The sequence below is a fragment of the Pseudomonas sp. S3_A09 genome (assembly GCF_054668065.1).
Map to the genome: position 1 here is coordinate 6,135,176 of NZ_CP162752.1, position 23,905 is coordinate 6,159,080.

At 60.7% G+C, this 23,905-nt stretch carries 26 protein-coding genes; 9 read left to right on the forward strand and 17 right to left on the reverse strand.

All coding sequences use genetic code 11. The annotated features are described in order from the left end of the window. Positions 1–27: 27 nt before the first annotated feature. From ubiT to AB4N92_RS28480, 11 genes are all read right to left on the reverse strand, one after another. A complete protein-coding gene (gene ubiT / locus AB4N92_RS28430; RefSeq protein ID WP_010209816.1) occupies positions 28–489 on the reverse strand; it encodes a ubiquinone anaerobic biosynthesis accessory factor UbiT in 462 nt (153 codons plus the stop codon). Next, complete coding sequence (locus AB4N92_RS28435) at positions 483–1,373, reverse strand: U32 family peptidase (protein ID WP_047543940.1); 891 nt, start codon at positions 1,371–1,373, stop codon at positions 483–485. The genes ubiT and AB4N92_RS28435 overlap by 7 nt, the downstream gene beginning before the upstream one ends. 10 nt (positions 1,374–1,383) lie before the next feature. Next, a complete protein-coding gene (gene ubiU, locus AB4N92_RS28440) occupies positions 1,384–2,379 on the reverse strand; it encodes a ubiquinone anaerobic biosynthesis protein UbiU (protein ID WP_045791980.1) in 996 nt (331 codons plus the stop codon). A gap of 9 nt (positions 2,380–2,388) precedes the next feature. Beyond that, on the reverse strand, positions 2,389–3,615 hold the full coding sequence (locus AB4N92_RS28445; RefSeq protein ID WP_045791979.1) for a molybdopterin molybdotransferase MoeA: 1,227 nt from the start codon (positions 3,613–3,615) through the stop codon (positions 2,389–2,391). Further along, positions 3,612–4,166, reverse strand: a complete 555-nt coding sequence (gene moaB / locus AB4N92_RS28450; RefSeq protein ID WP_236267195.1) for a molybdenum cofactor biosynthesis protein B — start codon at positions 4,164–4,166, stop codon at positions 3,612–3,614. Before moaB ends, AB4N92_RS28445 begins: the two co-directional genes overlap by 4 nt. 83 nt (positions 4,167–4,249) lie before the next feature. After that, positions 4,250–4,897: a pyridoxamine 5'-phosphate oxidase gene (gene pdxH / locus AB4N92_RS28455; protein WP_047543933.1), complete on the reverse strand. Its 648-nt coding sequence runs from the start codon at positions 4,895–4,897 to the stop codon at positions 4,250–4,252. 170 nt (positions 4,898–5,067) lie between these two features. Next, positions 5,068–6,243, reverse strand: a complete 1,176-nt coding sequence (locus AB4N92_RS28460) for an NnrS family protein (RefSeq protein WP_044287323.1) — start codon at positions 6,241–6,243, stop codon at positions 5,068–5,070. A gap of 43 nt (positions 6,244–6,286) precedes the next feature. Next, on the reverse strand, positions 6,287–6,730 hold the full coding sequence (locus AB4N92_RS28465) for a membrane protein (protein WP_010209808.1): 444 nt from the start codon (positions 6,728–6,730) through the stop codon (positions 6,287–6,289). A 76-nt stretch (positions 6,731–6,806) separates the two neighbouring features. Next, positions 6,807–8,123, reverse strand: a complete 1,317-nt coding sequence (locus AB4N92_RS28470; RefSeq protein ID WP_021492298.1) for an OprD family porin — start codon at positions 8,121–8,123, stop codon at positions 6,807–6,809. Between the two features lie 195 nt (positions 8,124–8,318). Continuing rightward, the gene (locus tag AB4N92_RS28475; RefSeq protein WP_021492299.1) at positions 8,319–8,864 is read right to left on the reverse strand and encodes a putative natural product biosynthesis protein; all 546 of its coding nucleotides are present in this window, start codon (positions 8,862–8,864) and stop codon (positions 8,319–8,321) included. A gap of 62 nt (positions 8,865–8,926) precedes the next feature. Next, positions 8,927–9,310: a DUF2946 domain-containing protein gene (locus tag AB4N92_RS28480; RefSeq protein ID WP_021492300.1), complete on the reverse strand. Its 384-nt coding sequence runs from the start codon at positions 9,308–9,310 to the stop codon at positions 8,927–8,929. A gap of 164 nt (positions 9,311–9,474) precedes the next feature. Here AB4N92_RS28480 and AB4N92_RS28485 point away from each other — a divergent pair, with 164 nt between their 5' ends. Together AB4N92_RS28485 and AB4N92_RS28490 are read left to right on the forward strand one after the other, a co-directional pair. After that, the gene (locus AB4N92_RS28485) at positions 9,475–10,083 is read left to right on the forward strand and encodes an SCO family protein (RefSeq protein WP_034106413.1); all 609 of its coding nucleotides are present in this window, start codon (positions 9,475–9,477) and stop codon (positions 10,081–10,083) included. Continuing rightward, on the forward strand, positions 10,083–10,550 hold the full coding sequence (locus AB4N92_RS28490; protein ID WP_010209803.1) for a copper chaperone PCu(A)C: 468 nt from the start codon (positions 10,083–10,085) through the stop codon (positions 10,548–10,550). The genes AB4N92_RS28485 and AB4N92_RS28490 overlap by 1 nt, the downstream gene beginning before the upstream one ends. Before the next feature lie 72 nt (positions 10,551–10,622). On the opposite strand, the gene AB4N92_RS28495 is transcribed toward AB4N92_RS28490, so the two are convergent. Next, the gene (locus tag AB4N92_RS28495; RefSeq protein ID WP_236267194.1) at positions 10,623–10,952 is read right to left on the reverse strand and encodes a DHCW motif cupin fold protein; all 330 of its coding nucleotides are present in this window, start codon (positions 10,950–10,952) and stop codon (positions 10,623–10,625) included. A gap of 125 nt (positions 10,953–11,077) precedes the next feature. Between AB4N92_RS28495 and AB4N92_RS28500 the strand changes: the two genes are divergently transcribed. Beyond that, complete coding sequence (locus tag AB4N92_RS28500) at positions 11,078–11,587, forward strand: HIT family protein (RefSeq protein WP_010209800.1); 510 nt, start codon at positions 11,078–11,080, stop codon at positions 11,585–11,587. Positions 11,588–11,623: 36 nt separating this feature from the next. On the opposite strand, the gene AB4N92_RS28505 is transcribed toward AB4N92_RS28500, so the two are convergent. Continuing rightward, a complete protein-coding gene (locus AB4N92_RS28505) occupies positions 11,624–12,526 on the reverse strand; it encodes a universal stress protein (RefSeq protein ID WP_010209799.1) in 903 nt (300 codons plus the stop codon). A gap of 319 nt (positions 12,527–12,845) precedes the next feature. Between AB4N92_RS28505 and fnr the strand changes: the two genes are divergently transcribed. Both fnr and AB4N92_RS28515 read left to right on the forward strand, forming a co-directional pair. Then, positions 12,846–13,592, forward strand: a complete 747-nt coding sequence (fnr, locus tag AB4N92_RS28510; RefSeq protein ID WP_021492303.1) for a fumarate/nitrate reduction transcriptional regulator Fnr — start codon at positions 12,846–12,848, stop codon at positions 13,590–13,592. Between the two features lie 238 nt (positions 13,593–13,830). Then, on the forward strand, positions 13,831–14,394 hold the full coding sequence (locus AB4N92_RS28515) for a GNAT family N-acetyltransferase (protein WP_010209795.1): 564 nt from the start codon (positions 13,831–13,833) through the stop codon (positions 14,392–14,394). A gap of 111 nt (positions 14,395–14,505) precedes the next feature. Here AB4N92_RS28515 and AB4N92_RS28520 read toward each other — a convergent pair whose 3' ends face one another. Next, complete coding sequence (locus AB4N92_RS28520) at positions 14,506–15,420, reverse strand: universal stress protein (protein ID WP_010209793.1); 915 nt, start codon at positions 15,418–15,420, stop codon at positions 14,506–14,508. A gap of 200 nt (positions 15,421–15,620) precedes the next feature. Here AB4N92_RS28520 and AB4N92_RS28525 point away from each other — a divergent pair, with 200 nt between their 5' ends. After that, positions 15,621–16,580 (forward strand): GGDEF domain-containing protein, encoded by a 960-nt coding sequence (locus tag AB4N92_RS28525; protein ID WP_010209792.1) that lies wholly within the window; start codon positions 15,621–15,623, stop codon positions 16,578–16,580. On the opposite strand, the gene AB4N92_RS28530 is transcribed toward AB4N92_RS28525, so the two are convergent. Further along, positions 16,522–17,760, reverse strand: a complete 1,239-nt coding sequence (locus AB4N92_RS28530; RefSeq protein WP_010209791.1) for an MgtC/SapB family protein — start codon at positions 17,758–17,760, stop codon at positions 16,522–16,524. The genes AB4N92_RS28525 and AB4N92_RS28530 overlap by 59 nt on opposite strands. Positions 17,761–17,836: 76 nt before the next feature. Next, complete coding sequence (locus AB4N92_RS28535) at positions 17,837–18,910, reverse strand: NAD(P)-dependent alcohol dehydrogenase (RefSeq protein WP_031290940.1); 1,074 nt, start codon at positions 18,908–18,910, stop codon at positions 17,837–17,839. Between the two features lie 255 nt (positions 18,911–19,165). On the opposite strand from AB4N92_RS28535, the gene AB4N92_RS28540 reads away from it, so the two are divergent. The 3 genes from AB4N92_RS28540 (at position 19,166) to AB4N92_RS28550 (ending at position 22,235) form a co-directional block, all read left to right on the forward strand. Then, complete coding sequence (locus AB4N92_RS28540; protein WP_236267193.1) at positions 19,166–20,092, forward strand: universal stress protein; 927 nt, start codon at positions 19,166–19,168, stop codon at positions 20,090–20,092. Positions 20,093–20,306: 214 nt separating this feature from the next. Beyond that, entirely contained in the window at positions 20,307–21,512 is a 1,206-nt protein-coding gene (gene chrA, locus AB4N92_RS28545; RefSeq protein WP_021492308.1) for a chromate efflux transporter, read from the forward strand. Between the two features lie 387 nt (positions 21,513–21,899). Further along, positions 21,900–22,235 carry a hypothetical protein gene (locus tag AB4N92_RS28550; RefSeq protein WP_010209787.1) on the forward strand — a complete coding sequence of 112 codons (336 nt, stop codon included), beginning with the start codon at positions 21,900–21,902 and terminating at the stop codon, positions 22,233–22,235. Here the strand turns inward: AB4N92_RS28550 and AB4N92_RS28555 are convergent. After that, positions 22,225–23,838 (reverse strand): hybrid sensor histidine kinase/response regulator, encoded by a 1,614-nt coding sequence (locus AB4N92_RS28555; protein WP_021492309.1) that lies wholly within the window; start codon positions 23,836–23,838, stop codon positions 22,225–22,227. The two genes, AB4N92_RS28550 and AB4N92_RS28555, sit on opposite strands and share 11 nt — an antisense overlap. Positions 23,839–23,905: the final 67 nt, after the last annotated feature.

Here is a 23,905-nt window from a genome sequence, read left to right on the forward strand (position 1 = left end):
GTTCCGCAGCAACGGATATGCCCACAGTCAAACAGCCAACCCAGCCCTCTCCAACCCCCACCACAACCACCCCGGCAACACATCCGAATCCAGACTATCAATCAGATTCTTCAACCCCAACCCCAATTCCGTATCCCCTTCAATCACCAATCGCCGCCGAAAAAACAAAGTATCCGGGTCCTCCTGCCGACTGGCCAACAACAAAAACTCCCGCCAATTCCCACTGATCGTCACCTCGGCAGCAGCCTTCGAAGCCACCCGCAACCCCTCCCGTCCCAACGTCAGATACCAACACACCCCCAAATCCGCAACACGCAGGCACATCCAACGCCCACGCAGCAGATCGAAACCTCCATCGCGCAAAGGCTCCGCCAAACACCGATTAAGCCCCTGCTCCAACACCAACCGCTGCGCGGCAAACGGCACCCGCCGAATCAACGGCAACACCCGATCCACGCCCTTGAGCACCCACTGCTTGCGACTCAACACCCCACCACCTCCTCAACCCGCAACATTCCTGCCTGCCCATGCCAATAACCATTGCACCCGTCCACAAACAACGGCGGCAGGGCTCCCTGGCGCACTTGATCAAAGGCACGCACCACATCAGCCATCCCTTCAGCCCGCGGGCTCAGGCGCAGTAAATCGGCACCACACGAAACCAAACCGGGATAGTCAGCCAGCAAGTTGGTCACATCGGCAGACATCGTCTGAATCCCATTCAAGGTAAACAACGCCTGCCCTTCCTGACTGGTCAACGCCATGCCATCCGGATAGTTGATACAGCAGAACTGGCAATCATCCTTCGGCCGGTTCTCCGCCCGCGCAGTGAAACAACGCGCCGAGTACGCCAGGGGCAGATGCCCGTAGGCGAAGATCTCCACTTCCGGCAATGGCCTCCCCAGTTCACGCACTTGCTCCAGCACATCGGCGATCAGATCGTGGGAGCACTCCACTGGCGGCACCCACCGCTGCATTCCCGCGTCGAGCAACTGCACCAACGCGTGGCCGTTGTAGAGATTGAGTGCCGGGCCACCGACAAAGGGCAATTTGCGCTCGATCAGCAACTGCACGGCGCCCATGTCGTTTGCCTCCACCAAAAAATCGCCGTTGTCACACAGCCGTCGCAGGCTGGACAGTTCGGAGGCGGCTTCGATCAAGGTGAGGCTCGACAATACGATCTGCGCCGAGCTGCACGCTTGCAATTCGCGGCCCAGGCCCAGCCATTGATCCAGGTTGAACGCGCGGCGTTTGGAACACACCGTTTCCCCCAGGTAAATCACATCCAGGGGCAAGCCGGCCATGTCGGCATAGAAGCGCCCCAGGTGATCTTTGTCCCAATAAAACAGCACCGGTCCCAGGCTGAGTTTCATCTGTGTCTCCTCACTGCCACGCACGATGGTAAGCACCCAAGGTGGTCTGGCTGCCTTCGGAAAGCCCGGCGAGCACCTGGCGCCATGGGGCCTTGACCACAAAGCTCGCGGGGTTGGCGCGGTGGGCGTCGAGGGCCGCACGCCACACACGGGTGACTTGCTCCACATAGGCCGGGCTGCGCTGCCGGCCTTCGATCTTTACCGCTTCCACGCCGATGGCGCTGAGTTCGGGCAGCAGGTCGAGGGTGTCGAGGCTGGTGGGTTCTTCCAGCGCGTGGAAGCGCTTGCCGCCCACCAGGAAACGGCCCTTGCACAAGGTCGGGTAGCCAGCAGGTTCGTCCGGGGTATAGCGGTCGATCAGCACGTCGCTGAGCCGTGCGCTGAGGCCGTCGGCGTCGTCGCTCCAGCGCACGGCCTTGGCCGGCGAGCACACGCCACAGAGGTTGGGCGACTCGCCGGTGATATACGACGACAAATGGCAACGCCCCTCAGCCATGATGCACAGGCTGCCAAAACCGAACACCTCAATGGGCACGGTGCCGCTGGCCGCCACCTGTCTGACCTGGGCCAGGGACAGCACCCGTGGCAGCACGGCACGGCGGATGCCGTAGTGTTCGACGTAGAACTTCAACGCTGCCGCATGGGTGGCCGAGCCTTGCACCGAGAGGTGCAACGCCATGTGCGGATGGCGTCGCGCGGCATAGCCCAGTACGCCAGGGTCGCCCGCGATCAAGGCGTCGACGCCATGATCGGCGGCACGGTCCACTGCGCGTTGCCAGCGCGGCCAGATTTTCGGTTGCGGGTAGGTGTTGACCGCCACATAGAGCTTGCGCTGGTGCTGGCGGATATGGGCGACAGCGGCATCGAACTGCTTGTCGTCCATGTTCAGCCCCGCAAAGTGCCGGGCATTGGTGTCATCGCGAAACCCTACGTACACCGCATCGGCGCCTTGGCGCACGGCGGCTTTCAGCGCAGGCAGGTTACCCGCCGGACAAACCAGTTGCATGACCGCTCCTTATTCAAAACCGGTGAAGGGCAGGAAAGACACTGCCGCTCCCTTGGATACTTGCTGCTCGCGCTCGATGATCACTAGACCATCGGCCCAGCAGGCGGCGACGAGCATCGCCGAGCTTTGCTGGGGGTGCAGGACGGCGCGCAATTGCCCGTCGCTGCCGGGGCTCAGCCGTGCGCGCAGGTATTGGCGGCGCTTGTTGGGTTTCACCCATTCAAATGCGGCGGGCACGCTGATGGGCACTGGCAACACTCGCTCCGCGCCTTGAGCACGCAAAAGGAATGGGCGCACTACGATCAGCGTGGTCACCAGCGCAGCCGTCGGGTTACCCGGCAGGCCAATCCAGGGTTTACCCGCCACCTGACCGAACGCCAGCGGCTTGCCGGGCTGGATTGCCAAGCGCCAGAACTCGATCTTGCCCAGCGCTTGGATCGCTTGCTTGAGGTGGTCCTCTTCGCCCACCGACACACCGCCAGTCGTCAGCAGCAAATCGCATTCGGAAGAGGCCAGCAGCAGCGCATCACGACTGGCCGCGAGAGCGTCTGCCATCACACCGTAATCGTGAACCGTGACGCCCCAGCCGCGCAGCAGCGCCGCGACCAGATAGCGATTGCTGTTGTAGATCTGCCCTGGCGCCAGGGACTCACCCGGCTCGCGCAGTTCATCACCGCTGCTGAGCAGGCACACGCGCAGTGGCCGGAAGACCTTGACCCGCGGTATGCCCGCGGCCGCCAGCAAGCCGATTTCCTGGGCACGCAGGCGTTTACCGGCACTCATCACACGCTGCCCGCGTTGCAACTCTTCGCCGCGCCTGCGTACGTGTTCGCCCAGGCGCACCGGCGGACACCAGATGCGCTGACCGTAAACGCGACAGCGCTCCTGGGGCACCACGCTGTCGGCACCTGGGGGCAGCGGCGCACCGGTGAAGATCCGCACGGTTTGCCCCGGCTGCAATGGCACGTCACTGCTGTGCCCGGCGGCGATCCGTCCAACCACTTGCAAATGACCGCCCTGCTCCGGCACATCGAACGCGCGCAGCGCATAGCCGTCCATGGCGCTGTTGCTCCAGCCCGGCAGGTCGATCGGTGAAAACACCTCTTCGGCAGTGACACGCCCGAGGGCCTCGGTCAACGCAATCACCTCAGTGGGCGGTGGCGGCGGTGCCTGAGCCAGCAACCGTTCGATGGCCTCCTCCACCGGCAGCAGGTCGCCGCTGTCGCACAGGCTCATGACCGTACCCCACAGGCTTGAAGCGGTTGATCGAGTTGCGGCTTGAGGTGCGGCGCGAAGTTACACGGGCCGGTGCGGCTGTCCAGTTGGCCGACCAGGATCTGGTCCCAGGCAGTCCGACAGGCGCCCGGCGAACCGGGCATGCAGCACACCAGCACGCCATTGCTGACCCCTGCCAGGGCGCGGGACTGCAAGGTGGACATGCCGATTTGCGCCAAAGACACCTGCCGGAACAACTCGCCAAACCCGTCTACCTGTTTGTCCAGCAACGGCAGCACGGCCTGAGGGGTGTTGTCACGGGCGGTAAAGCCAGTGCCGCCGGTCATCAGTACAACTTGTACGTGAGGGTCAGCGATCCACTGGGAGACCCGTGCGCGGATCTGGTAGATGTCATCCATCACGATGCTACGGTCGATCAGCCTATGTCCGGCGTCTTTCAGGCGGTCCACCAGGGTTTGCCCGGAGATGTCGGTGTCGTAGGTGCGGGTATCGCTGATGGTCAGCACCGCGATATGCAGGGAGACAAAACTGCGTTGGGTCAGATGGGCCATGGTCCAGGCTCCAGGTATTGAAAAGATGCATCCAGCCTGCGCCGCAATGAGCGCAGGGCCTATTCCTCGAAGGAGGTATGCCGTCAGGGAGCCAGGCGCGTGCGCTGCCACTCGCCGTCCAGCAGGCGGTAGTCGAGGCGGTCATGCAGACGGTTGGGACGGCCCTGCCAGAACTCGATGCGCCGGGGTTGCAGGCAGAAACCACCCCAATGTTCGGGCCGAGGAGGCTGGCGCCCGGCGAAGCGCTCGGTGACCTCACGCAGGCGTCCTTCCAACTCGCTGCGATGGGCCAGGGGCTGGCTCTGGGGTGAGGCCCAGCTGCCCAGTTGGCTGGCGGTCGGACGCGCCTCGAAGTAGTCGTCCGACAGTTGCGCAGCGACCTTCACCACCGGCCCTTCGATACGGACCTGACGCTCCAGGCCCGGCCAGAAAAACGTCATGGCGGCATGGGGGTTGTCCGCCAACTCCTGGCCCTTGGCACTCTGGTAATTACCAAAAAAGAAAAACCCGTCGACGCTGAACCCCTTGAGCAACAGGATGCGGCAATGGGCATGCCCGTGGCTGTCCACCGTGGCCAGGGCCATGCTGTTGGCTTCCGCCGGGGGCACTTCGGTCTTGCGTGCCTGGTCCAGCCACTGGCCAAACAATGCCAACGGGTCGGCCTGCGCACAATCGTCGCGAAGACCGTAAAGGGTGTAGTTGCGGCGCAATTGCGCAAGGGACAGGGGCATGGCGCGGTCCTCCAGAAAGTTCGCCACAGTGTGGGAACTGCCGCGCCGCTATCCCTTGACCGCGGTCAACACTCCGCCGCGGCATGACGCCGCATCGCGGTTCACCACAACGACTTGGCGAGGACCGTCAACCGATGAACCATCCACAACACAGAAGACATTGACCTCTCCTAGCCCGGATGCCCATCGACCCGCGCCTGCCACAGCATCGGTCCATAGCGCCACAGGTACAGGCCCATCCCAATGGACCAGCAAAGTCCTGCCAACCACAGGGCTGCCAAGGGCCAAACCAGCACCAACCACACGCGGCATACACACGCCAGGTTCAGCAACGCGAAAGCCAGCGTCATGCCGGGTGGCGGCTGCAACGGTCGACCGGTATGGCCCAGGCTGACCCGTGCGATCATCGCCAGGATCAACCCAGCCATCGCACCAATGGTCAGCGCGTGCACCGCCAGGCTTGGATTGAAGGCGGCACCGAAATGCCACAGCGCCATGCCCAGGCACGCCAGCGCGAGCCAGGCATAGGCCAGGTGCAGAGACCACAGCAGCGGTACTCGCCACAGGCCGCGATCCTGCCAGCGCAGCCAGCGCAGCAGATGGCCCAGGCCCAACGCGGCGAATAGCACGCCAACCCAGAGATTAGGCATCAAGGCCCATCCGTTGGCATACAACAGCGCCACCAGAATCGACCCGCTCAGCAACAGGTGGTCCAACCACGGCCAGGGCTTGACGGCTTCGGCCCGACCCAGGCCACGCTGGGTAAAAAACGGAATCACACGGCCACCGATCAGGCCCATCATCGCCGCGACGAGCCATAAGCCGGTCAGAACCGACTGGCGCTGCAACGCTGGGTCGGACAGCGATAGCCCGTCAGCCAAGGCCAGCAACACCAGCACCAGCACAATCGGGTAATTGCGCGTCTGCCGGACCTTCCACAGCGTCCACCCCATCACCCCGGCAACTGCCAATGGGAAGCTCAACTCCAGCACGGCCAGCAACGGCATCGGAACATTCAGCAACCAGCCCACGCGAGCCGCCAGCCACAGTGCCGCCAACACCGCCAAGGGCGTCCCGCTGAGGCCGGCGCGCCCGGTCCAGGTCTGCACCGCCGTCAGCAAAAAACCGGCGATGATCGCCAGGCCAAAGCCGAACAGCAACTCATGCCGATGCCAGGCCAGCCAGCCGCCGGCCGGTTGCCACTCGCCAGTCAGCCCGCCCAGGGCCAACAGCCACAACGGCACCACCAGCGCCGCCAACAGGCACGCGCCGAGAAAAAATGGCCGGAAGGCCAGGCGCAACAACGGGGTAATCGACATTGCCTTGCGCCGATCCAGTACGTGCATGCCACGGCTCCTCAACTCATTATCGGTTTATCTATCGAGGGTTTTACCAAGTGAGGTAAAACATGCCCTTGGCCAACACCACAATCGCAACCATATGCGCAAACAAACTCAAGTGCACAAACCGCAGATAGCGCGGCCCTACACGCCCCAGACGCATACGCAGCATCGTCAGCAGAAAGTGCAGCAGCACACTGGCGGCGAGGGTCAACTTAACGGTCAGCAAAGTCCCGAAGGACGAAGCGAAAGGCGCGGTCAGCACCGGCAGGTAACGCAGCCAGACCATGCCCAGCCCCGCGCCGAACAGCACCAGTAATACCCAGGGCATCATCACCCTGGCGCGTTGACCGACGCCTTGCTCCACCAGCACCATCACCCGCGCAGGCAATTGGTGGTGCAGGCGTGCCAGGATCAGCACTTCGAAAAACACTGTGCCGATAAAAATCAACGCAGCGAAGAGGTGCGCCAGCAGAAACAGTAGGTAAGGCATGATGGCCTCGCGGGGGGGTACCGGAACGCCAGTGTGACGACCTGCCAGCGTGCACACCTTGATTCCGGTCAACCCATCACATCAACGGGATGCTGTAGCTGACAATCAGCCGCGTCTCGTCCTTGTCCGCCGTGTCGTTGCCGCGCAGCACCGCGCTGCGCCAGGTAAAGCCCAAGCCTTTCAAGGTGCCGGTGGGGATCACGTAATCCAGGCGCAGGTCACGCTCCCACTCACTGTTGTCGCGGCCGGCAGTGCGGATGTGGCTGCCGTGGATATACGTCACGCTGGAGCGCAACCCCGGCACGCCCAGGCCGGCAAAGTCATAGGCATAGCTGCCAACCGTGGCTTGCTCACCGGCATTCACGAACTTGAGCGACTGGGAATTGGTGATCAGGTAGAGCGAGCGGCCCTGGCCCTGGTTGATGTGCGGGAAGTCACTTTGCCCGGTGGTTTTCTGGTAGCCCAAGCTCAGCGAATGCCCGCTCAAGGCATAGGTGAACATGGCGCTCCACAAACGGTTGTCGACTTTGCCGGCGTTGACGCCAGGCCCGTAGTAGCCCGAGCTGACATAACCTTCGCCGCGCCCGGCAACGCTGCCATTCTTGCCGTCGGCGGTGCTGTAGAAATACCGCAGGTCGCTCTTGAGTTGGCCCACCGGCAGTTGCCAGTTATGCACCAAGCCGAGGAAATGCTGCTGGTAAAAGTTCTCCAGGCTGGCGTAGTAGTACTGCACCTGCAGCCGTTTGCTCACGGCGTAATCCACACCGCCGTAGTAGAACTGGTTGCTGGCCTTACCCTTGACCGGGTCATTGGCCCCAGCAATCGACAAGCCTTGGCCGTTACTGGAGTTCCGGTCCATCACCTGCTCGATCTTGCCCGCGATCAGATTGACGTCCCTGAAGTCCTTGGACTCCACCTGATAACCCCGAAAGGTCTGGGGCAACAGGCGACCGTCCTCAGTGGTCAGCACCGGCAGCTTGGGCATCAGGTTGCCGGCTTTGAGTTGCGTCTGGGCGATACGCAGTTTGCCGGTGACGCCGGTCTTGCTGAAATCATGGACGGCCTTGCCGTCGTCCAGCGGGAAAACGCTGCCGGGGGTGTTGTCTGCACCGGCCTTGCCGGCCCGGCCCGAGGCGTCCAGGCGCAGGCCGTACCACTCTTGCAGATCCAGGCCCAGGCCGACCGTGCCCTCGGTGAAACCGGACTGGTAATTGAACATGAAGGCCTGGCCCCACTCCTTGTCCGAGGCGGCCTTGGCGTTGCGGGTGTCCTGGTTGTAGTAGAAGTTGCGCAGGTCGAGACTGGCTTTGCTGTCGTCGATAAAACCCGACGCAGCCGCCTGCTGCGCAGCGCCGAGGGAGACGGCGAGCGCCAGGCAAGTCTTGTGGTTCATGAAGGCTCCGAGAAGTGATTGAGGCAACACCGTCGGCGTTCAGCCTGTTCTTGTTGCAGGCCTCTAACGTGTGACATTCGACGGGAGCGCGCACGGTATAGGCTTGGTCCCACGGGAAAAAGCCGTCAAAACCGCTATTCACTTTTTCAGTTTGCGTAACAATCCACGTGTCACGTCAAGGTATTCAGCCGCATGTCAAGGCACCGCCAACCACCCACTGAACCCACCCGGCGCCTTCAACGGACACCAGGCGAAATCCCAGGGTGGCGGCGGCAGCGCCTGCTGTTCGACCCCGACACTCCGGGCGTCTTTCCAATCGACAACCCTCGACGACTGCCAGGCCAGCGCCACGCCCTGGGCCTGGCTTTCGTCCGTATTGACCCAACACGCGGCGGCCGCCGCCATGAATGCCTCGATCGGCTCGTCGTCGATCTGCGACCGATACGGCGAGCCCAGCAGCCAGCGGCAGACATTCAGGTGATAGGTCCAGTCCTGCGGCGGCCGGTTGCGGTAGGCCCAGGTCATGAAGCTGCGGAACAGGTTCAACCCTTCGGGCGGATCCAGCTTGAGCAGCGCCGGGCAGATATCGAACAGGGTGTGCCAATACGGCAATAACCGTGCATCCAGGTGCACGAAGTTGCGGGAATTGCTCGGGTATTCAGGCGGCGTCGGTACCGCGTGCAGGCGGCGGGACGCCTTGCTGACCAGGCGGCTGGCGCCTGCGGGCAACAGGTGGTTCATGAAACGCACTCACAGTCATGACGATGGAATGCCTCCTGGTCTCAGGAAGCCCAAGGCAAACGTCAGAATGCAGGGGAAGCGCGGGGGTTGGCCGAAGGCCAGGAATAACGCGGCGGCGCCTTGTTGCGACGTTCATGGGCGGGCCGTGGAGTTTGCCCCAGCCCCAGCAACCAGGCCAGACCGACCAAAAACACCAGGGCAACCGTCAAGGCGTTGCAGACCGGGCAGGCAAAGTAGTTCGAGATGTTGCTGGAAGACGGGCTGCCCAACCCTTTGTCGGAAAGTGGCGCCTGCTTGCCGTCCACCGAACAAAACGCCCCACCGATGCCATTCAGTGTCTGGCCCATCATCTGACCATGCCCCAAACCGCAGACGAACAGGTTCATCAGCACGCAGAAGTACAAGGCCCAGGCAATCAGGGAACGGTCGGGGTGGCTCAATTTCATGGCGGCGACTCTACCACCAGAGCCGCCAAAGGATGAAGTGCCGCCTGCCCCTGTGGCAGAACGTCGCAGATTACGTGCACTTCCCAGGGTTGGTAGACTGGACGCCCTCAAAGCCTGACGTATTGATCCAGAGCAATGCAGGCGTTTCACAGGATGCACAGTTGATGAGTACCTTATTCACCCGCCGCAAAGTGCTGACCGGAATGGGCCTGCTGGGCCTGGGCAGCCTGCTGGGCGGCTGTGACTACAGCCCCAAGCTGAACTTCAAGTACGGCAAGGACCTGAGCGACAAGATCATGGGCCGTACCTTCAAGCTCAAGAACACCGACGGCGAAACCGTCACCTTGAGCTCGTACCGTGGCCTGATGCCGGTGGTGTTCTTCGGTTTCACCCAATGCCCGGCCGTGTGCCCGACCACCCTGGCGCGCGCCGCCCAGGCCAAGAAACTGATGGGTCGCGACGGCGAAATCATGCAGGTGGTGTTCATCACCCTGGACCCGGAACGCGACACCCCCGAGATCCTCGACAAGTACGTCAAAGCCTTCGACCCCAGCTTCGAAGCGCTGTACGGCACCCCGGAAGAAATCGCCGTGGCCGCCAAGGAATTCGGGATCTTTTATGAAAAGATCCCTGCCGGCGACACCTACACCCTGTCCCACACCGCCACCAGCTTCGTGTTCGACACCCGTGGCAACCTGCGCCTGGGCCTGCAGGCATCCCTTACCGCTAAAGAGTGCGCAGAAGACCTGCTCACCGTCATGGAGGTCTGCTAATGACTGCCGTTCAACACCTCAAACGTACCCTTATCGGCCTGACCCTGCTGGGCCTTGCCGCCCACGCCAGTGCCCAGGTGCAAGTAACCGACGCGTGGGTACGCGCCACGGTGCCGGGCCAGCCGTCCAGCGGCGCGTTCATGACCGTCACCGCCGACAGCGACAGCCAACTGCTGAGCGTGGCCTCGCCGGTGGCCAAGGACGTGCAGATCCATGAAATGAGCATGAAGGACGACGTGATGCGCATGGGCCCGGTGGACTCGGTGGCCCTGCCCGCCGGCAAGGCCGTGACCCTCGACCCCAACGGCTACCACGTGATGCTGATGGGCCTGACCGGCCAGATCAAGGAAGGCGACCAGGTGCCGCTGACCCTCACCGTGCAAAACGCCAAGGGTGAGAAGCAGGCGATTGAAGTGAAGGCCCCGGCCCGTGGCGTGGATGGGATGGACCATAGCAAGATGCATTGAGGGCATGGGAGCCCTGTGGTGAGCGGGCTTGCGCTTGCATCCGCAACTGGCTGAACAACCCGATATACCGCCTCAATCCACAATAAACAGCTTCGCCCCTACGCTCGTCGACGAGCGATGGCCCTCCATGTCATTGCCCACCTGGTAACTCATTCCGGCCGTCAGGGTGAACTGGCGGCCGTCTTCCAGTTCCGTATGCAACTCGCCTTCCAGGCACAAGAGAATATGCCCTCTCCAGCACCAGTGATCAGCCAAGTAGCCGGGGGTGTACTCAACCATGCGCACGCGGATGGTTCCGAAGTGGCAGGTGCGCCATAAAGCGTTGCCGGTGATGCCTGGGTAAGTCACGGATTCGACCGTGGTCCAGTCAGTGGTGCCAAAGGGGACGGCAGTGAGGTCCATGGTGGGCTCGGTGGTTGATTAGCGGGGCTTGAGGCTATCCATCTGGACCCGCGGGCGATAGGCACAGATCCACCACTTTTCTGGGATACAGGTATCCTGCCCGCATCGCTAACAGGGATTCGCTTATGCAGATCGACCCCGCCTACGTCCTTCACGAAACCGAACACTGGCTGCTCAACCATCACCTGGCTTCAGCCTTGCCCGGCTACCTGATGCTAGGCGCCAAGGCGCCGATTCACTCCCTGGCCGACATGCCGGAAGCGGCGCTGGCCGAGTTGGGTGGGCTGCTGGCAAAAACCCAGCGAGTGATGGAGGCGCAGCTCAAACCGAAATGGCTGTATATCAGCCGTTATGGGCACATGCCGGGATTTGCGCTGCACTTTCATTTCATTCCGGTGTACGACTGGGTGGAGGACGCGTTCTGGCAAGATGAGCGTTATCGGTTGCTGCAAGGTTTTGGCACACAGCAACTGACGCAGACATTGACCGACGGGGCCGAATTGACGCTGTTTGTATGGCGTGAGTTTGGAGAAAGCGCGACACCACCGCAGGTTCAAGGAGAGTCAGTCCAGCACGTGATAGCGCGATTGCGCGCCGCTTTTAGTCGAGACATGAGCGGCAGAGAACGGCGATAAAGCGTCGATGCAACGAAATTTGACGCACGTGCATGCTCAGGCTAACGGTTGCACAACCAACAGGCTGCACGGCGGGTGATTGAGTAAGCGCTCGGCTGTGCTGCCGATGAACATGTCGCCGCCACGAGCATGGCTGGCGCCTAGCACCACGATATCGAATTCATTCTGCTGGGCGAACCGCTCAATGACCGCGTGGGGGATGCCCGTCAGCAGGTGACGGCGGTGGCCGTCAATCCCGTAGCGTGACGCAAGCACCTCGAACGCCTCCTCCTGCGCGTCATTGACCGCGTCCCTAAGGCTTTCATTCAGACTCAGCGTGGACACACTCGTCGATGTGTCTCCCACAACCGACCAGTTGCTGATACTGAGCAGGTGCAACCTGGCACCGCAGGAGGCTGCCAGTGTCGACGCCAGTTCAAGCACTTGCTCATTGACACCTTGAGTCAACTCTTCAAGGTGGGACAGGTCGATGGCAACGAGTATTTTCAGAGGGTTGGGGTGCCTGGCTTCGGTCACCAGATGAAAGTGCGCTTCACACTCGCGCAGTAACCGCCAGTCCAGTGGCTGGTGAAAGGCCCGCCCCAGTGCAGGCACGTGGTGAATATCCTTGACCACGAGATCTGCATGGAAGTCGTTCACATAATCGAGTACATGGCCAGGGCTTGCTTTAGCCCAGACGACCTCACTGGTCACCTGTCCTCCCGCAAAGCGCGCCTGCTGCTCCAACCAATGCCGATGCACTTGCAAATAACCCTCTCGGGCACGCGTCATGGCTTCATGGTCGAACAAGCCTGCTACCGCCAAGGCCTGGACGTAATCGAACGCAACCATGTGCAACGACGCTCCGGTGGCGCAGGCCAGCGCCTGCGCGCGGTCGAATGCTGGAGTACGGGTCATTTCGGTCGGTACGATCAATAAAATACGTTTAAGTTTCTGCATCACCGCGGTCTCCTGACAACAGCGTTGTACCCGACTGCAAACCCGACATCCTGTTCGGACTGCAGGCGGCGCTGTGACTGCAGTATCGGATTCGGCCCACGGCAGACTCTGATCTTTATCAAGTAAATAACGGGCCGCCAGCAAGGCGCGCTGCCGGTTCAGATGCACCCATCAATTTGGGGAGCATGGAACGGCAGGACTGTTCGTTCGAATAGCGTTCTTCTCCACTCGTCACCTTTAACCTGAAAAAGGGCAAATTAAGTGCGGACCCACACGCCCCCCCGCTATGCTCAGGAGATACCTGGCGGAGCGAGACCCGATGACTGGAACCCGTCCGTTACAAGTCCAGAGCCTCAAATCAGCCTGCTCACAGTGCAGTGTTCTAGAGCTTTGTCTGCCGATAGGGCTATCGGGCGATGAAGTGAAGCGCTTGGACAAACTGATCGTCCAGCGCTTCAAGATCAAAAAAGGTACGGCGTTGTACCGCACCGGAGACCCCTTGCGCTCGCTTTACGCCGTGCGAGTTGGTTCATTCAAGACCAGCATGGTGTCAGTCGACGGTCGTGAGCAGGTCACCGGCTTTCAGATACCTGGCGAGATGCTGGGCCTGGACGCTATCAGTGCCGACATACATGCGTGCAGCGCGTTTGCCCTGGAAGACAGCGAAGTGTGCCCCATCCACTTTGCGCAACTGGAAAAACTCTCGCAGAGCCTGCCGTCGCTGCAACACAACCTCAACCGCCTGTTGAGCCGGGAAATCGTGCGTGACCAGACAATGCTGATGCTCATGGGCAACATGAACTCGGACGAGCGCCTAGCGGCCTTCCTGCTCAACCTTTCACAACGTTTGAGCATTCGCGGTTATTCCCCCAAGGACTTTGTTCTGAAAATGCGCCGAGAGGAAATCGGTTCCTACTTAGGACTACGCCTGGAGACCATCTGCCGGGGTATCGCGCACCTGCGAGACCTGAACCTGGTGGATATTGCCGGCCGGAACGTCAAGATTCAGGACATGGAGGGCCTTAAACAACTGGTATCAGGCTGCAATCGTCCGACCGTCCTCTAACGCCCGCACATTTGGCGCCCCATCGCGTACGCGCGGCAGCCAGCGCCGTGGAAAACGTTGCAATCAGACGCATTCCCCGACTGTCATCACGACGACGGTTTGACTGAGTACCTCACGATTGAGCACCGACCTCACGGGTTTCTGATCCAGATCAGAATCAGACCGCCCCATCGACGTAGAAAGGTATGACCCGCGCGGTAATCACGGCGCGCCGATCTGAACTGGATGGAGGTTTTTCATGCAAACCGTCAAAGAACACAATGAACGCGCCGTTGATGTCTACGCCAAAGTGACCGGCCACCACTGGATCGAACCCCTTAAAGACGGCCGCCACGTGCTGATACGGCCGCTCACGGATGAAGACCGCGAGCGTGAGTATGCGTTTATCAAGCGCCTGTCTCCCGAGTCGCGGCATATGCGATTTCTTGCCCAGATCAATGAGCCGAGCAAAGCGATGCTGGATCAGTTGATGGACACTGACAACGACCAGCGCATGGCCTACATCGCACTGACTCACGATAACGGCAAGCTTACCGAGATCGGTATCAGTCGGTATGCCGCCACCGGAGAACATGTATGTGAATGCGCAGTCACCGTTGCTGATGAGTGGAAGCATCTGGGTTTGGGCACGCATCTGATGACGCATTTGATCAAGGCGGCGCGTCGCAACGCTTTCACCCAGATGTACTCGATTGACGCGGCAAGCAATACGCCGATGCGTGACCTGGCAAGAAGCTTGGGGTTCGACACGTCTAGCGACCCCGACAACTCATCTCAGGTTATCCATCGTCTTCACCTGTAAACAGTTGCCCCGCGATAACGCGCGCCTTTGCTCAAGGGCGCCGCGTCATTAAAGGTAGGGGACACGCCGTAGGCGTGGAGTGCCGGCCTGCCCTGCCGGCTGGGCCACGTATCAGTCGCGCGACGGTTTGATCGCCCATACGCTGCAAGGCGCCCTATGCAAGAGCTGTTCGGCGGTTGTGCCTAACAGTTTACTCAAGCCATGGTGCTGCACCGTCCCCATGACGATCACGTCCGTAGCGTGTTTAGTCGCGAACTCACAAATGCCTGGAACCGCCGCACCTTCGATAAAGTGACGGTTCTGCGGTGCCACATGATGGCGCTCGGCTAGCGCCGCAAACGCCTCACGCTCTGCGCTGCCCAACGCCTCATAGAGACCCGTGGCCAGCGGTAACGCACCAACGCCCATGTCCGTCGCATACACCGCCATCCAGTCATAGACATGCACCAACTCCAATGTGGCACCACATTGCTCGGCCAGCTTCACGGCGGCATCGATAATCTGATCGTTGAATACCTGATCCTGCTCTTCACTGCGCAGGACATCGACAATAGCCAGGATCTGGCGAGGTCGAGCATGCAGGTCATTGATCACTAGATGCACCGGCACTGGACAATCACGCAGCAACTGCCAGTCCAGCGGGGTGAAAAATATCCGTTTCAACGCCGACTCTTCGTGAGCATCCTTGATGATCAGTGCCAACGGCAGCTCGCTGACGAAATGCAGGATTTCTTCATAAGGATGCTGTACCCACACCACCTCACTGGAGACTGCAACGCCATGTTTGCTCATCAGCTCGGCCTGTTCCGCAAGCCACTGTCGATGAGTTTGCAAATACCCTTCCCGCGCTACACCCATCTGTTCGGGGGCAAATAGGCCTGCCACCGCTAGTGCCTGCAGATAATCAAACGCGACGATGTGCAACGGCAGTTGCATCGCCCGAGCCAGAGCCGTGGCACGCTCAAAGGCTGGAGTGCGGATCATGGCTGGAGGGGCAATCAATAATAAACGCTGGATCTGTGACATGGGGCACCTCGGGACGGGGCCATCTGGATGGCTATTGCTCAAGGTTGAGCGTTACAGGCTTCAGCTGTTTGATATTTGTCAGGTATGCCAGTCGTAAGGGTGAACATCGCCCCGAATAAAGTTGATATTGATCAACAAGTACCCCCTCGCACCCTCATAGCCTGAACCAAAGCGTCCTGTGTCTGCAGAGAGAATAGGCAATGATCGAAAATGACCAGCAAGTGTTGGTAAGGGCATTGGACGCTGCAACAAACCCGGTGCTAATCACCGAACGCAGTGGCAGCATCGTGTGGCTCAACAAAGCATTCTGCCTGATGAGCGGCTATTCCAAGCAAGAGCTGGTGGGCAAGACCCCGCATCTGCTGTCTTCAGGCAGACAAAGCACTACGTTCTATCGCAATTTGTGGATGACGATTATGGCGGGGCTGAGCTGGCAAGGCGAAATGGTCGAGAGGCGCAAGGACGGAGGCACCTGCACCGTCAATCAGATCATCACGCCGGTGCTCGACCAGGACGGTGTGGTGACGCACTTCATCGCCATCCTGCACAACTTCAGTCTCATAGACGAAGAGCGCGCCGCCATGCAGCAACTGGCATTCCACGACGCTCTGACGGGGTTGCCCAACCGCTTGCTGTTCCTGAACCTGCTCAACCAGGCAATCAATGGTGCGATCAAATACAAGCAGCCATTGGCGCTGATGTTTATCGATCTGGATCACTTCAAATCCATCAACGACACCCTCGGCCACGCTTGCGGGGACAGGCTGTTGGTCGCGGTGGCTGAACGCCTGGGCCAGTCAGTGCGCCGCTCCGACGTGGTCGCCCGCCTGAGCGGTGACGAGTTCGCGATCCTGATCTCCGGCGTGGACCAGATTGACCAACTTGAGCCCTTGGCGAACAAATTGGTCGCCGCTATCCATCAGCCTTTCATGGTGGACAATCATCGGATCGAAACCGCTATAAGCATCGGTATCAGCCTGTTTCACGGCGATGGAAGCAGTGTGGATGATCTGCTCGCCCAAGCCGACAGCGCGATGTACCAGGCCAAGAGAAACGGTGGCAACGGTTGCCGTTTCAGCGTTCTGGACATACCGGCCGAACTCAATGCAGCAAGGTGCCCGCCCACATGGCCAGCGTCAGCAACACCTGGCCCGGGATAACATAGGCGGCAAATCGTCTGCCACCGCTGACCCAGGCCATCAGGCACTTGCTCAAAGAGTTGCTGCTGACAGCAACCAGCGCAGGGCCGACGATGGCATCGAACGGCAACAAGCCGGCCTTGGCGAGGGAGGCGATGGACGCTGTGGAGGAATGCGCGTCGGCAAAACCGGTCAAGGTCGCAGTCAACATTATCCCGACCTGACCGAAGTGGCTCAGCATGGCTGATGAAACCAGGGTGATACCGGTCATGGTCAACGTCACAATCAAGGCAAGCTTGAGATCGAATGCGCCCCCCACCTTGATCGGCCCGTTGGCGCCCCCGCTCTGGACGGGAAACATCAGGCATGCGCCATATAACCCCGTGACAGCAAATCCGCAGGCCAATGGCCCCCATATGCTGCGCAACAGTGCGGGATCAACCAGGCCAAAAATCAGCCCGACCTGAATCACGGTGGCCAAATTGGACAATATCGCCGCAGCACTCAGGGCGCGGATATTGCCAGGCTCCGTGGCGACGCGATGTCCCATCGAGGCGATGGTCACGGTACTGGAGGCGAATCCGGAGGCGATCGCACTGATAGCGTAGCCGTAGCGAGTTCCCAGCGTACGCACCGCAATATGCCCCGCGGCGCCCACCAGCATCAACAAAACGGTCAAACTGCAGACGGTGCGCAAATTGAGGGCTGCGTAAGGGCCGATGTAACGATCCGGCAGCAATGGCAGCACCACCAGCGCCGTAATCAGCAAGACGAGTCCATCGCGCATCTCAGGCTCGGTCAACTGGCTTTTGGCGAAATGATGCAGTGTCTCCCGATACGTCAGCAGCCCCGCCGCCACCACACCCATAGCGACGGCCAGTTCGGGAGCGGTACTGCACAGCGCGCCCAGGATCAGCACGGTGAGCAAAGCCACTTCGCTGGTCACGCCGGGGTCGTCACTCAGACTTCGCCAATAGGCGACAGTCGCCAGCGCGGTTAGACTGATCGCGACCATCCCGACCAGCAACGCCCCTCCCACCTGCATCGCCGCATATCCCAGCAGCGCGGTGATCGCGAACGTCCGCAATCCGGCGGAGTCACGGGTATCTCCGGTCCCTTTGTGGCGCTCGCGCTCCAGACCGATCAGCATGCCGATCCCCAGCGCGGCGGCCGCCCCCGCCATGCCAATGGTTTCAATCATGGTGGCCCTGATCCCAGTAATGAGCGGGTTGTGAGTGCGTGATCTCGAAGTTCATGAACACCTGCGAAAGACGTTCTCAAGGCGTTATCGCCACTTTCATCACCCCGTCACGCTGATTGGCAAACAGCTCATAGGCCACCTCGATGTCATCGAGCTTGAAATGGTGAGTCACCAGCGGCGACAAATCGACGGCACCGCTTTGCACCACTGCCATCAACCGGCGCATCCGCTCTTTGCCACCGGGGCACAGCGTGGTCACGATGCTGTAATCACCGAGGCCGGCGGCAAAGGCATCGAGCGGGATGCGCAGGTCGCTGGAGTACACCCCCAGGCTGGATAACCGGCCGCCGGGGCGCAGCACGCGCAATGCCGACTCAAACGTACCTTGGGTGCCCAGAGCCTCGATCGAGACATCGACTCCCCGGCCATCGGTCAGGGCCATGATTTGCTCGACCACATTTGCCTCCTTGAAATTCACCACGTGGGTCGCGCCCAACTGACGGGCGACGCTCATGCGCTGCGCCACGGCATCGACGCCGATGATGGTGGTGGCCCCTTTAAGTCGTGCACCGGCCACGGCACACAGACCGATCGGCCCGAGGGCAAATACGGCGACTGTGTCACCGATATTGATCTCACCGCGCTCCGCCCCAGAGAACCCGGTGGACATGATGTCCGGGCACATCAGCACCTGTTCATCGCTCAAACCATCGGGGATTGGGCACAAATTGGCGAGTGCATCTGGTACCAACACGTATTCGGCTTGGCAGCCGTCGATGATATTGCCGAATTTCCAGCCACCCGTGGCGCGAAATCCGTGCCGGGTGTCGGGGCCATCCTGTGAGGCGCAGCCGCACAGGCAGGCATAACTCTGGCCACTTGGGGTAATTGCCCCAGCGATGACCCGTTGTCCCTCGACGAAACCGCGCACCTGCGAACCCAGCCGTTCGATGATGCCCACTGGCTCGTGACCGATGGTCAAGCCTTTGGCCACCGGGTACTCGCCGCGAAGGATATGCACATCGGTGCCGCAGATGGTCGTGGTGGTGATGCGAATCAAAGCATCCAGCGGGCCGACCTCGGGGATCGGTTTGTCCTCGAGCACGATGCGGTTCTTCTCAACGAATATTGCGGCTTTCATGGTGGCCATCATCGGTTCTCCTACGCAGATCGAGTTCGTGAGTGCTGCACTCACCCGAGACTGCGCCAGGGCGACCAACCGCAGATTGATAATGGTCAACAATCAGAGAATCAAAGCGCCTGCCGCAGATCGTTTGGCGCTCTCACTCGTCTCTTTGACAAAAATCAAGCCCGTTGGCGTAGCCAGCGCCACCCTAGGCGCAAGGCTCACTGCCCGGACGTTCGACTGGCGAGCGTTTGAGCGATTACCAATGGGAGATTTGCCATGTCTGCGCAATCACGTTTCATGCTGGTTGTTTCGCCCCTCATGAAAAACAGCCCGGCCTTCGAGCGCGCTGCCGCTCTGGCCAAGGCGTCGGACGCCGCCTTGCACATCGTGGCATTCGACTATCTGGAGGGGCTGGCGACTGCTGGCCTGGTCAATGAGCAAGCTCTGGAACAGATGCGCTTGGGATATGTCGAGCGCCACCACCAATGGCTAGAGGATCAGGCCCGCCCCTTGCGCAAGCTCGGCGTGCACGTGACCACTGAAGTGGTGTGGGTGCAAAGCCCCCTGCAAGAGATTCTCATCCACCTCCGGGAACAACCCATGACAGCACTGGTGAAAGCTCTGGAGCACGAGTCAGTCCTGTCACGCCTGATGTTCACTCCGTTGGATATTCATCTGCTACGCGAATGCCCGGTGCCCCTGCACTTTGTCAGTCATCTGCACCACGCCCTTCCACGGCGAATCGTTGCTGCGGTCGACCCGTTCCATCGCAATGCCCACTACGAAGGCCTTAACGACAGAATTCTGCACGAAGCGGCAAAACTGGCGAGCAACTGTAATGCTGAGCTGGACGTTATTTACGCCCACGACCTGTCCTCGATCAGCGCCGCCGAGTTCGGTTTCAACAATGCCTCCGCGTTCTTCTCTCCAAGCGCCGCCAAGGCGCTGTTCGATGCACAAAGCGATGCTTTCCATGAGCTGGCCAAGCGCAATAACATCCCGGCGGAAAACCAGCACATGATCATGGGTAACCCGGCCAAGGTGCTTTCCAGCTATGCGGATGCTTATGACATTGACGTTATTGTCATGGGACGCGTCGTCCATCGAGGGATCGGTCAGTTGATCGGCAGCACCGTGGAACACCTGTTATACAAAATGCCTTGCAGTGTTTGGGTGGTTTCGCCGGAAGACGTCGCCGACTGAAAATGAATGGAGTGGTCTTTCGGTCTGTCGTTGGCCTTTGCTGCTCTGTTAGCGAGCTCATCCGTCGCATCACTCGTGCCACGTTCGGGCTCAATCCGCTCGGTGAAGACTCAGCAGGCCTCTGCATCCTGTGATGCGCGCAGCTTGAGTATTGTCTTTCGTTAACAATTTTCGATTAATGTCTGTTGAATAGGCCGATGATGAATCAATCAACATGACCGACACCCGCCAGACTGACCGCCGCCACTGGACAGTTTTCCTAATTTTCCTGCGCCTGGGCCTGACCTCTTTCGGTGGCCCAATCGCCCACCTGGGCTACTTCCGAGACGAGTTCGTGGTGCGTCGACAGTGGCTCAGCGAGCGCAGTTATGCGGATCTGGTCGCCCTTTGCCAGTTTCTACCAGGGCCTGCAAGCAGTCAGGTCGGCATCGCGCTTGGGCTTTCTCGCTCAGGCTACGGTGGCGCGCTGGCGGCGTGGATGGGGTTCACTTTACCTTCCGCGATTGCCCTGATCCTCTTTGCGTTGGGCATAGCCCGTTATGGCGATGTCATACCCGTTGGCGTATTGCACGGGTTAAAGGTGGTAGCCGTGGCGGTGGTCGCGCAGGCGGTATGGGGGATGGCGCGCAATCTGTGTCCCGATACACCGCGTAGATCCATCATGACAGCAGCAACCTGCTTCGTGCTGCTCGTACCCTCCGCGTTGGGGCAAGTCGGGGTCATAGCGATGGGTGCGATCATTGGCTTGTGCCTCTTCAAGCCCGAGCCGAGCGAAGCCCGTGATCCGCTGCCCATTCGCATCCGCCGTCGTGCCGGCATGTTTTGGCTGGTTCTGTTCTGTGCTCTGTTGCTCGGGCTGCCGCTCCTGGCAACGTGGTTTCCAAGTCAAATGTTGTCGAGGGTGGATGCGTTCTACCGCGCTGGCTCGCTGGTCTTCGGTGGCGGACATGTGGTACTGCCGCTGTTGCAGGCTGAAGTCGTACCTACTGGCTGGGTCGGCAACGATGCATTCCTGGCGGGCTATGGCGCCGCGCAAGCCATCCCTGGGCCGCTATTCACCTTCGCTGCATTTCTCGGCGCGTCGATGAACCAAGCGCCCAACGGTTGGCTTGGGGGCCTGGTTTGCCTGCTGGCGATATTTGCGCCTTCTTTCCTGTTGGTCCTGGGCGCCTTGCCGTTCTGGGAGCATCTGCGGCACAACATCCGCACGCAAGCGGCGCTGATGGGCATCAATGCGGCGGTTGTCGGTGTGTTGCTCGCCGCGCTTTATCAGCCGGTATGGACGAGTGCGATTCACGCCCCGCAGGACTTTGCCCTGGCCCTTGTGGCGCTGGTTGCGTTGATGTTCTGGAAAGTTGCGCCGTGGCTGGTGGTACTCGGCAGCGGCGTCATGGGCGGGCTGTTGAGTATCGCTTTATAAGCAAAAACTCATGCTGAACTGCGCTATTGGCCGATTCTGTTGAACCGAAAGCCATCCGGGACGGCTTTATCATTTAACGGTGAAAACGCTTTCTTACGGCTGCTACGTGAGATCCATGTCAGGAAGCGCCTGCCGGAAGTGCGAACGGCTTGCAAACGGGTAGCGAACGCTACCTGGGCATCCTTTGGAGTGGCCGGTTTTATCTTCAGCCCTTCACGCGATTTCCATGAAGTCATCGTGCCATTAGTACACCTGTGCTAATCGACCCCTCCCCCCTGCGGCGCTATATTCCCCGACACTTCCAACGCTCCTCCGGCACCGTGCATTTCTTGCGCGTGGGCGTGTTGTGCGCTGGAAAAACCATAACAACCCCAAGGAAGAATCACCATGAAACTGCAATCCTCTGTTACTCGCCTGACCCTGTTGGGTGCCTTGATCATCGGCGTGGCCGGCTGCAGCAACATCAAGCCTACTGAAGACCACCTCAAGACCCTGTCGGAAACCAACCTGGGCGAGCCGGTCAAGCGTATCTCCAACGTACGCAGCGACTCGATGACCACCTACTACGTGGCCACCGCGGCGTCTGGCGAGTACAACTGCTCGGTGCCCAGCGGTGCCAGCGGCGGCGCGTTTGCGGTCGCAAGCTTTGGCCTGATGAAGCCTGCCGCCTACTGCCAGCCCAAAGGCGCACGCGGCAACCCACTGCAGGGCTTCACCCAGTAACGGACTCCTGGCTCAGGTCCCGCAGGCTGCCACGCAGTTCAGCGGGGCGTACAGGTTTGGAGAGAATGGCGATCTGACGGTCGTGCAACGCGGCCTGGATTTTCTCCACATCGTGCCCGGTGAGGATCAGCGCCGGGACCGCCCAGCCACGTTGCGCGCGCAGGGCGTCGATGCATTCGATACCGGTGGCATGATTACCCAGGTCATAGTCGGCGACGATGATGTCGCAGTCGCTGACCAGGTCACGCCCAGACGACTCCGCCTGCACCTCGCACCCCCAGCGCTCCAGCAGCGCCTGGGTGGCGAGCAGCACGTTGTGGTCATCCTCCACCAGGCACACCTTCAAACCCGTGAGCAACCCGGCCTGGCGCGTGTCGTCACGCGGTGCCGTAGTCCGCGGTGCAGTGGCCAAAGTGAGGCCATACAGGCACACGGAGGTGCCATGGCCAACCCGGGAGCGCAGGCTCACTTGCACGCCCATCAATTGCCCCAGGCGCTTGACGATGGACAGCCCGAGGCCCACGCCTTCGACGTCTTTGTCACGCAGGTGGCGTACCCGATAAAACTCCTCGAAGACCTTTGACAGATGCTCCTCGGCAATTCCCCGCCCCCGGTCATGAATCTCCACCGCCAAGCCGCCGTCGCGAACGCGCACGCCGATCAGCACCGGACGATGCGCGCCATATTTGAAGCAATTGGACAGCACGTTCTGCACCATGGTCGCCAGCAGCGCCGGGTCGACCAGCACCCAGTGCGCGCACGGCCGCAGGCGCAGCTCCACGCCGGCCCAGCGCGCAGCTTCGGCGTTCTGGCGTACCAGGTCGGCGAGGAACTCGCCCAGGTGCACCGCCTGGTATTTGGGCATCAGGCGGCCGTTGTCGAGGGTGTAGAGGTCGAGAATCGAACGGAACAGTTGCGACACGTTGAGCAGGGAGCGGTCGATATTGTCCACCAGCCTCCGTTCTTCGTCGCCCAGCCGGGCTTCGCGCAGGCAGGCAGTGAACAGGCCGATGGAATGGATGGGTTGGCGCAGGTCGTGGCTGGCCTGAGCGAGAAAACGGGATTTCTCCAGGTTGGCGGCGATGGCTTGCTCCGACGCCTTGCGCGTGCGCTCCAGCAGAATGTGCGCATACACCGGGATCACCGTGCTGGTGATCATCAGCATCAGCACCATGAAGGGTTGTGCCTGCCACACCGGCGTCAATCGATACACAATCAGCAGTGCCAGCAGCGCCAACGCCGTGGCAATCGCCAGGTAACGCGAGCCGTAACGCATGCCGTTGCCGAGGTTGACCCACACCATCACCGCATACAGCGGCAATGCCGCCTCACCACCGACCACCATGCCGAACGAGGTGCCGGTGTAGTCGTGAAGCATGCCGAAGATCCGCCGCGCCGGGTAATGTCCGGGCCATCGGGCGATCACCTGGCGCAACACGATGGAGGCCAGCAGGAACAGAAAGATATACAGGATCACCGGCAGGTAGGTGTCCACCGACTGTCCGGGCAGGAAGCCCAATGCACCGATGTAGACAATCGCAATGCTGGCCACCACGATGCGCAGGTTGGCTTGGTCGAGTTCGGAGTTGGTCTCAAGACTCATGGGGTTACGTCCTTGTGCGGCAGTGATCAATTCCTTCACACACCACAGGCAGGCCCTGGGCGCGGTG

Bases quoted from the DNA above. Each gene is read 5' to 3' on its own strand.
- AB4N92_RS28475 (WP_021492299.1), bottom strand. From the start codon at position 8,864: ATGAACCACCTGTTGCCCGCAGGCGCCAGCCGCCTGGTCAGCAAGGCG.
- AB4N92_RS28500 (WP_010209800.1), top strand. From the start codon at position 11,078: ATGCAGATCGACCCCGCCTACGTCCTTCACGAAACCGAACACTGGCTG.
- AB4N92_RS28515 (WP_010209795.1), top strand. From the start codon at position 13,831: ATGCAAACCGTCAAAGAACACAATGAACGCGCCGTTGATGTCTACGCC.
- AB4N92_RS28470 (WP_021492298.1), bottom strand. From the start codon at position 8,123: ATGAACCACAAGACTTGCCTGGCGCTCGCCGTCTCCCTCGGCGCTGCG.
- fnr (WP_021492303.1), top strand. From the start codon at position 12,846: ATGACTGGAACCCGTCCGTTACAAGTCCAGAGCCTCAAATCAGCCTGC.
- AB4N92_RS28490 (WP_010209803.1), top strand. From the start codon at position 10,083: ATGACTGCCGTTCAACACCTCAAACGTACCCTTATCGGCCTGACCCTG.
- AB4N92_RS28525 (WP_010209792.1), top strand. From the start codon at position 15,621: ATGATCGAAAATGACCAGCAAGTGTTGGTAAGGGCATTGGACGCTGCA.
- AB4N92_RS28535 (WP_031290940.1), bottom strand. From the start codon at position 18,910: ATGGCCACCATGAAAGCCGCAATATTCGTTGAGAAGAACCGCATCGTG.
- ubiU (WP_045791980.1), bottom strand. From the start codon at position 2,379: ATGCAACTGGTTTGTCCGGCGGGTAACCTGCCTGCGCTGAAAGCCGCC.
- chrA (WP_021492308.1), top strand. From the start codon at position 20,307: ATGACCGACACCCGCCAGACTGACCGCCGCCACTGGACAGTTTTCCTA.
- AB4N92_RS28555 (WP_021492309.1), bottom strand. From the start codon at position 23,838: ATGAGTCTTGAGACCAACTCCGAACTCGACCAAGCCAACCTGCGCATC.
- AB4N92_RS28465 (WP_010209808.1), bottom strand. From the start codon at position 6,730: ATGCCTTACCTACTGTTTCTGCTGGCGCACCTCTTCGCTGCGTTGATT.
- AB4N92_RS28550 (WP_010209787.1), top strand. From the start codon at position 21,900: ATGAAACTGCAATCCTCTGTTACTCGCCTGACCCTGTTGGGTGCCTTG.
- AB4N92_RS28460 (WP_044287323.1), bottom strand. From the start codon at position 6,243: ATGCACGTACTGGATCGGCGCAAGGCAATGTCGATTACCCCGTTGTTG.
- AB4N92_RS28485 (WP_034106413.1), top strand. From the start codon at position 9,475: ATGAGTACCTTATTCACCCGCCGCAAAGTGCTGACCGGAATGGGCCTG.
- AB4N92_RS28435 (WP_047543940.1), bottom strand. From the start codon at position 1,373: ATGAAACTCAGCCTGGGACCGGTGCTGTTTTATTGGGACAAAGATCAC.
- AB4N92_RS28540 (WP_236267193.1), top strand. From the start codon at position 19,166: ATGTCTGCGCAATCACGTTTCATGCTGGTTGTTTCGCCCCTCATGAAA.
- pdxH (WP_047543933.1), bottom strand. From the start codon at position 4,897: ATGCCCCTGTCCCTTGCGCAATTGCGCCGCAACTACACCCTTTACGGT.
- AB4N92_RS28505 (WP_010209799.1), bottom strand. From the start codon at position 12,526: ATGCAGAAACTTAAACGTATTTTATTGATCGTACCGACCGAAATGACC.
- AB4N92_RS28495 (WP_236267194.1), bottom strand. From the start codon at position 10,952: ATGGACCTCACTGCCGTCCCCTTTGGCACCACTGACTGGACCACGGTC.
- AB4N92_RS28520 (WP_010209793.1), bottom strand. From the start codon at position 15,420: ATGTCACAGATCCAGCGTTTATTATTGATTGCCCCTCCAGCCATGATC.
- AB4N92_RS28445 (WP_045791979.1), bottom strand. From the start codon at position 3,615: ATGAGCCTGTGCGACAGCGGCGACCTGCTGCCGGTGGAGGAGGCCATC.
- AB4N92_RS28530 (WP_010209791.1), bottom strand. From the start codon at position 17,760: ATGATTGAAACCATTGGCATGGCGGGGGCGGCCGCCGCGCTGGGGATC.
- AB4N92_RS28480 (WP_021492300.1), bottom strand. From the start codon at position 9,310: ATGAAATTGAGCCACCCCGACCGTTCCCTGATTGCCTGGGCCTTGTAC.
- moaB (WP_236267195.1), bottom strand. From the start codon at position 4,166: ATGGCCCATCTGACCCAACGCAGTTTTGTCTCCCTGCATATCGCGGTG.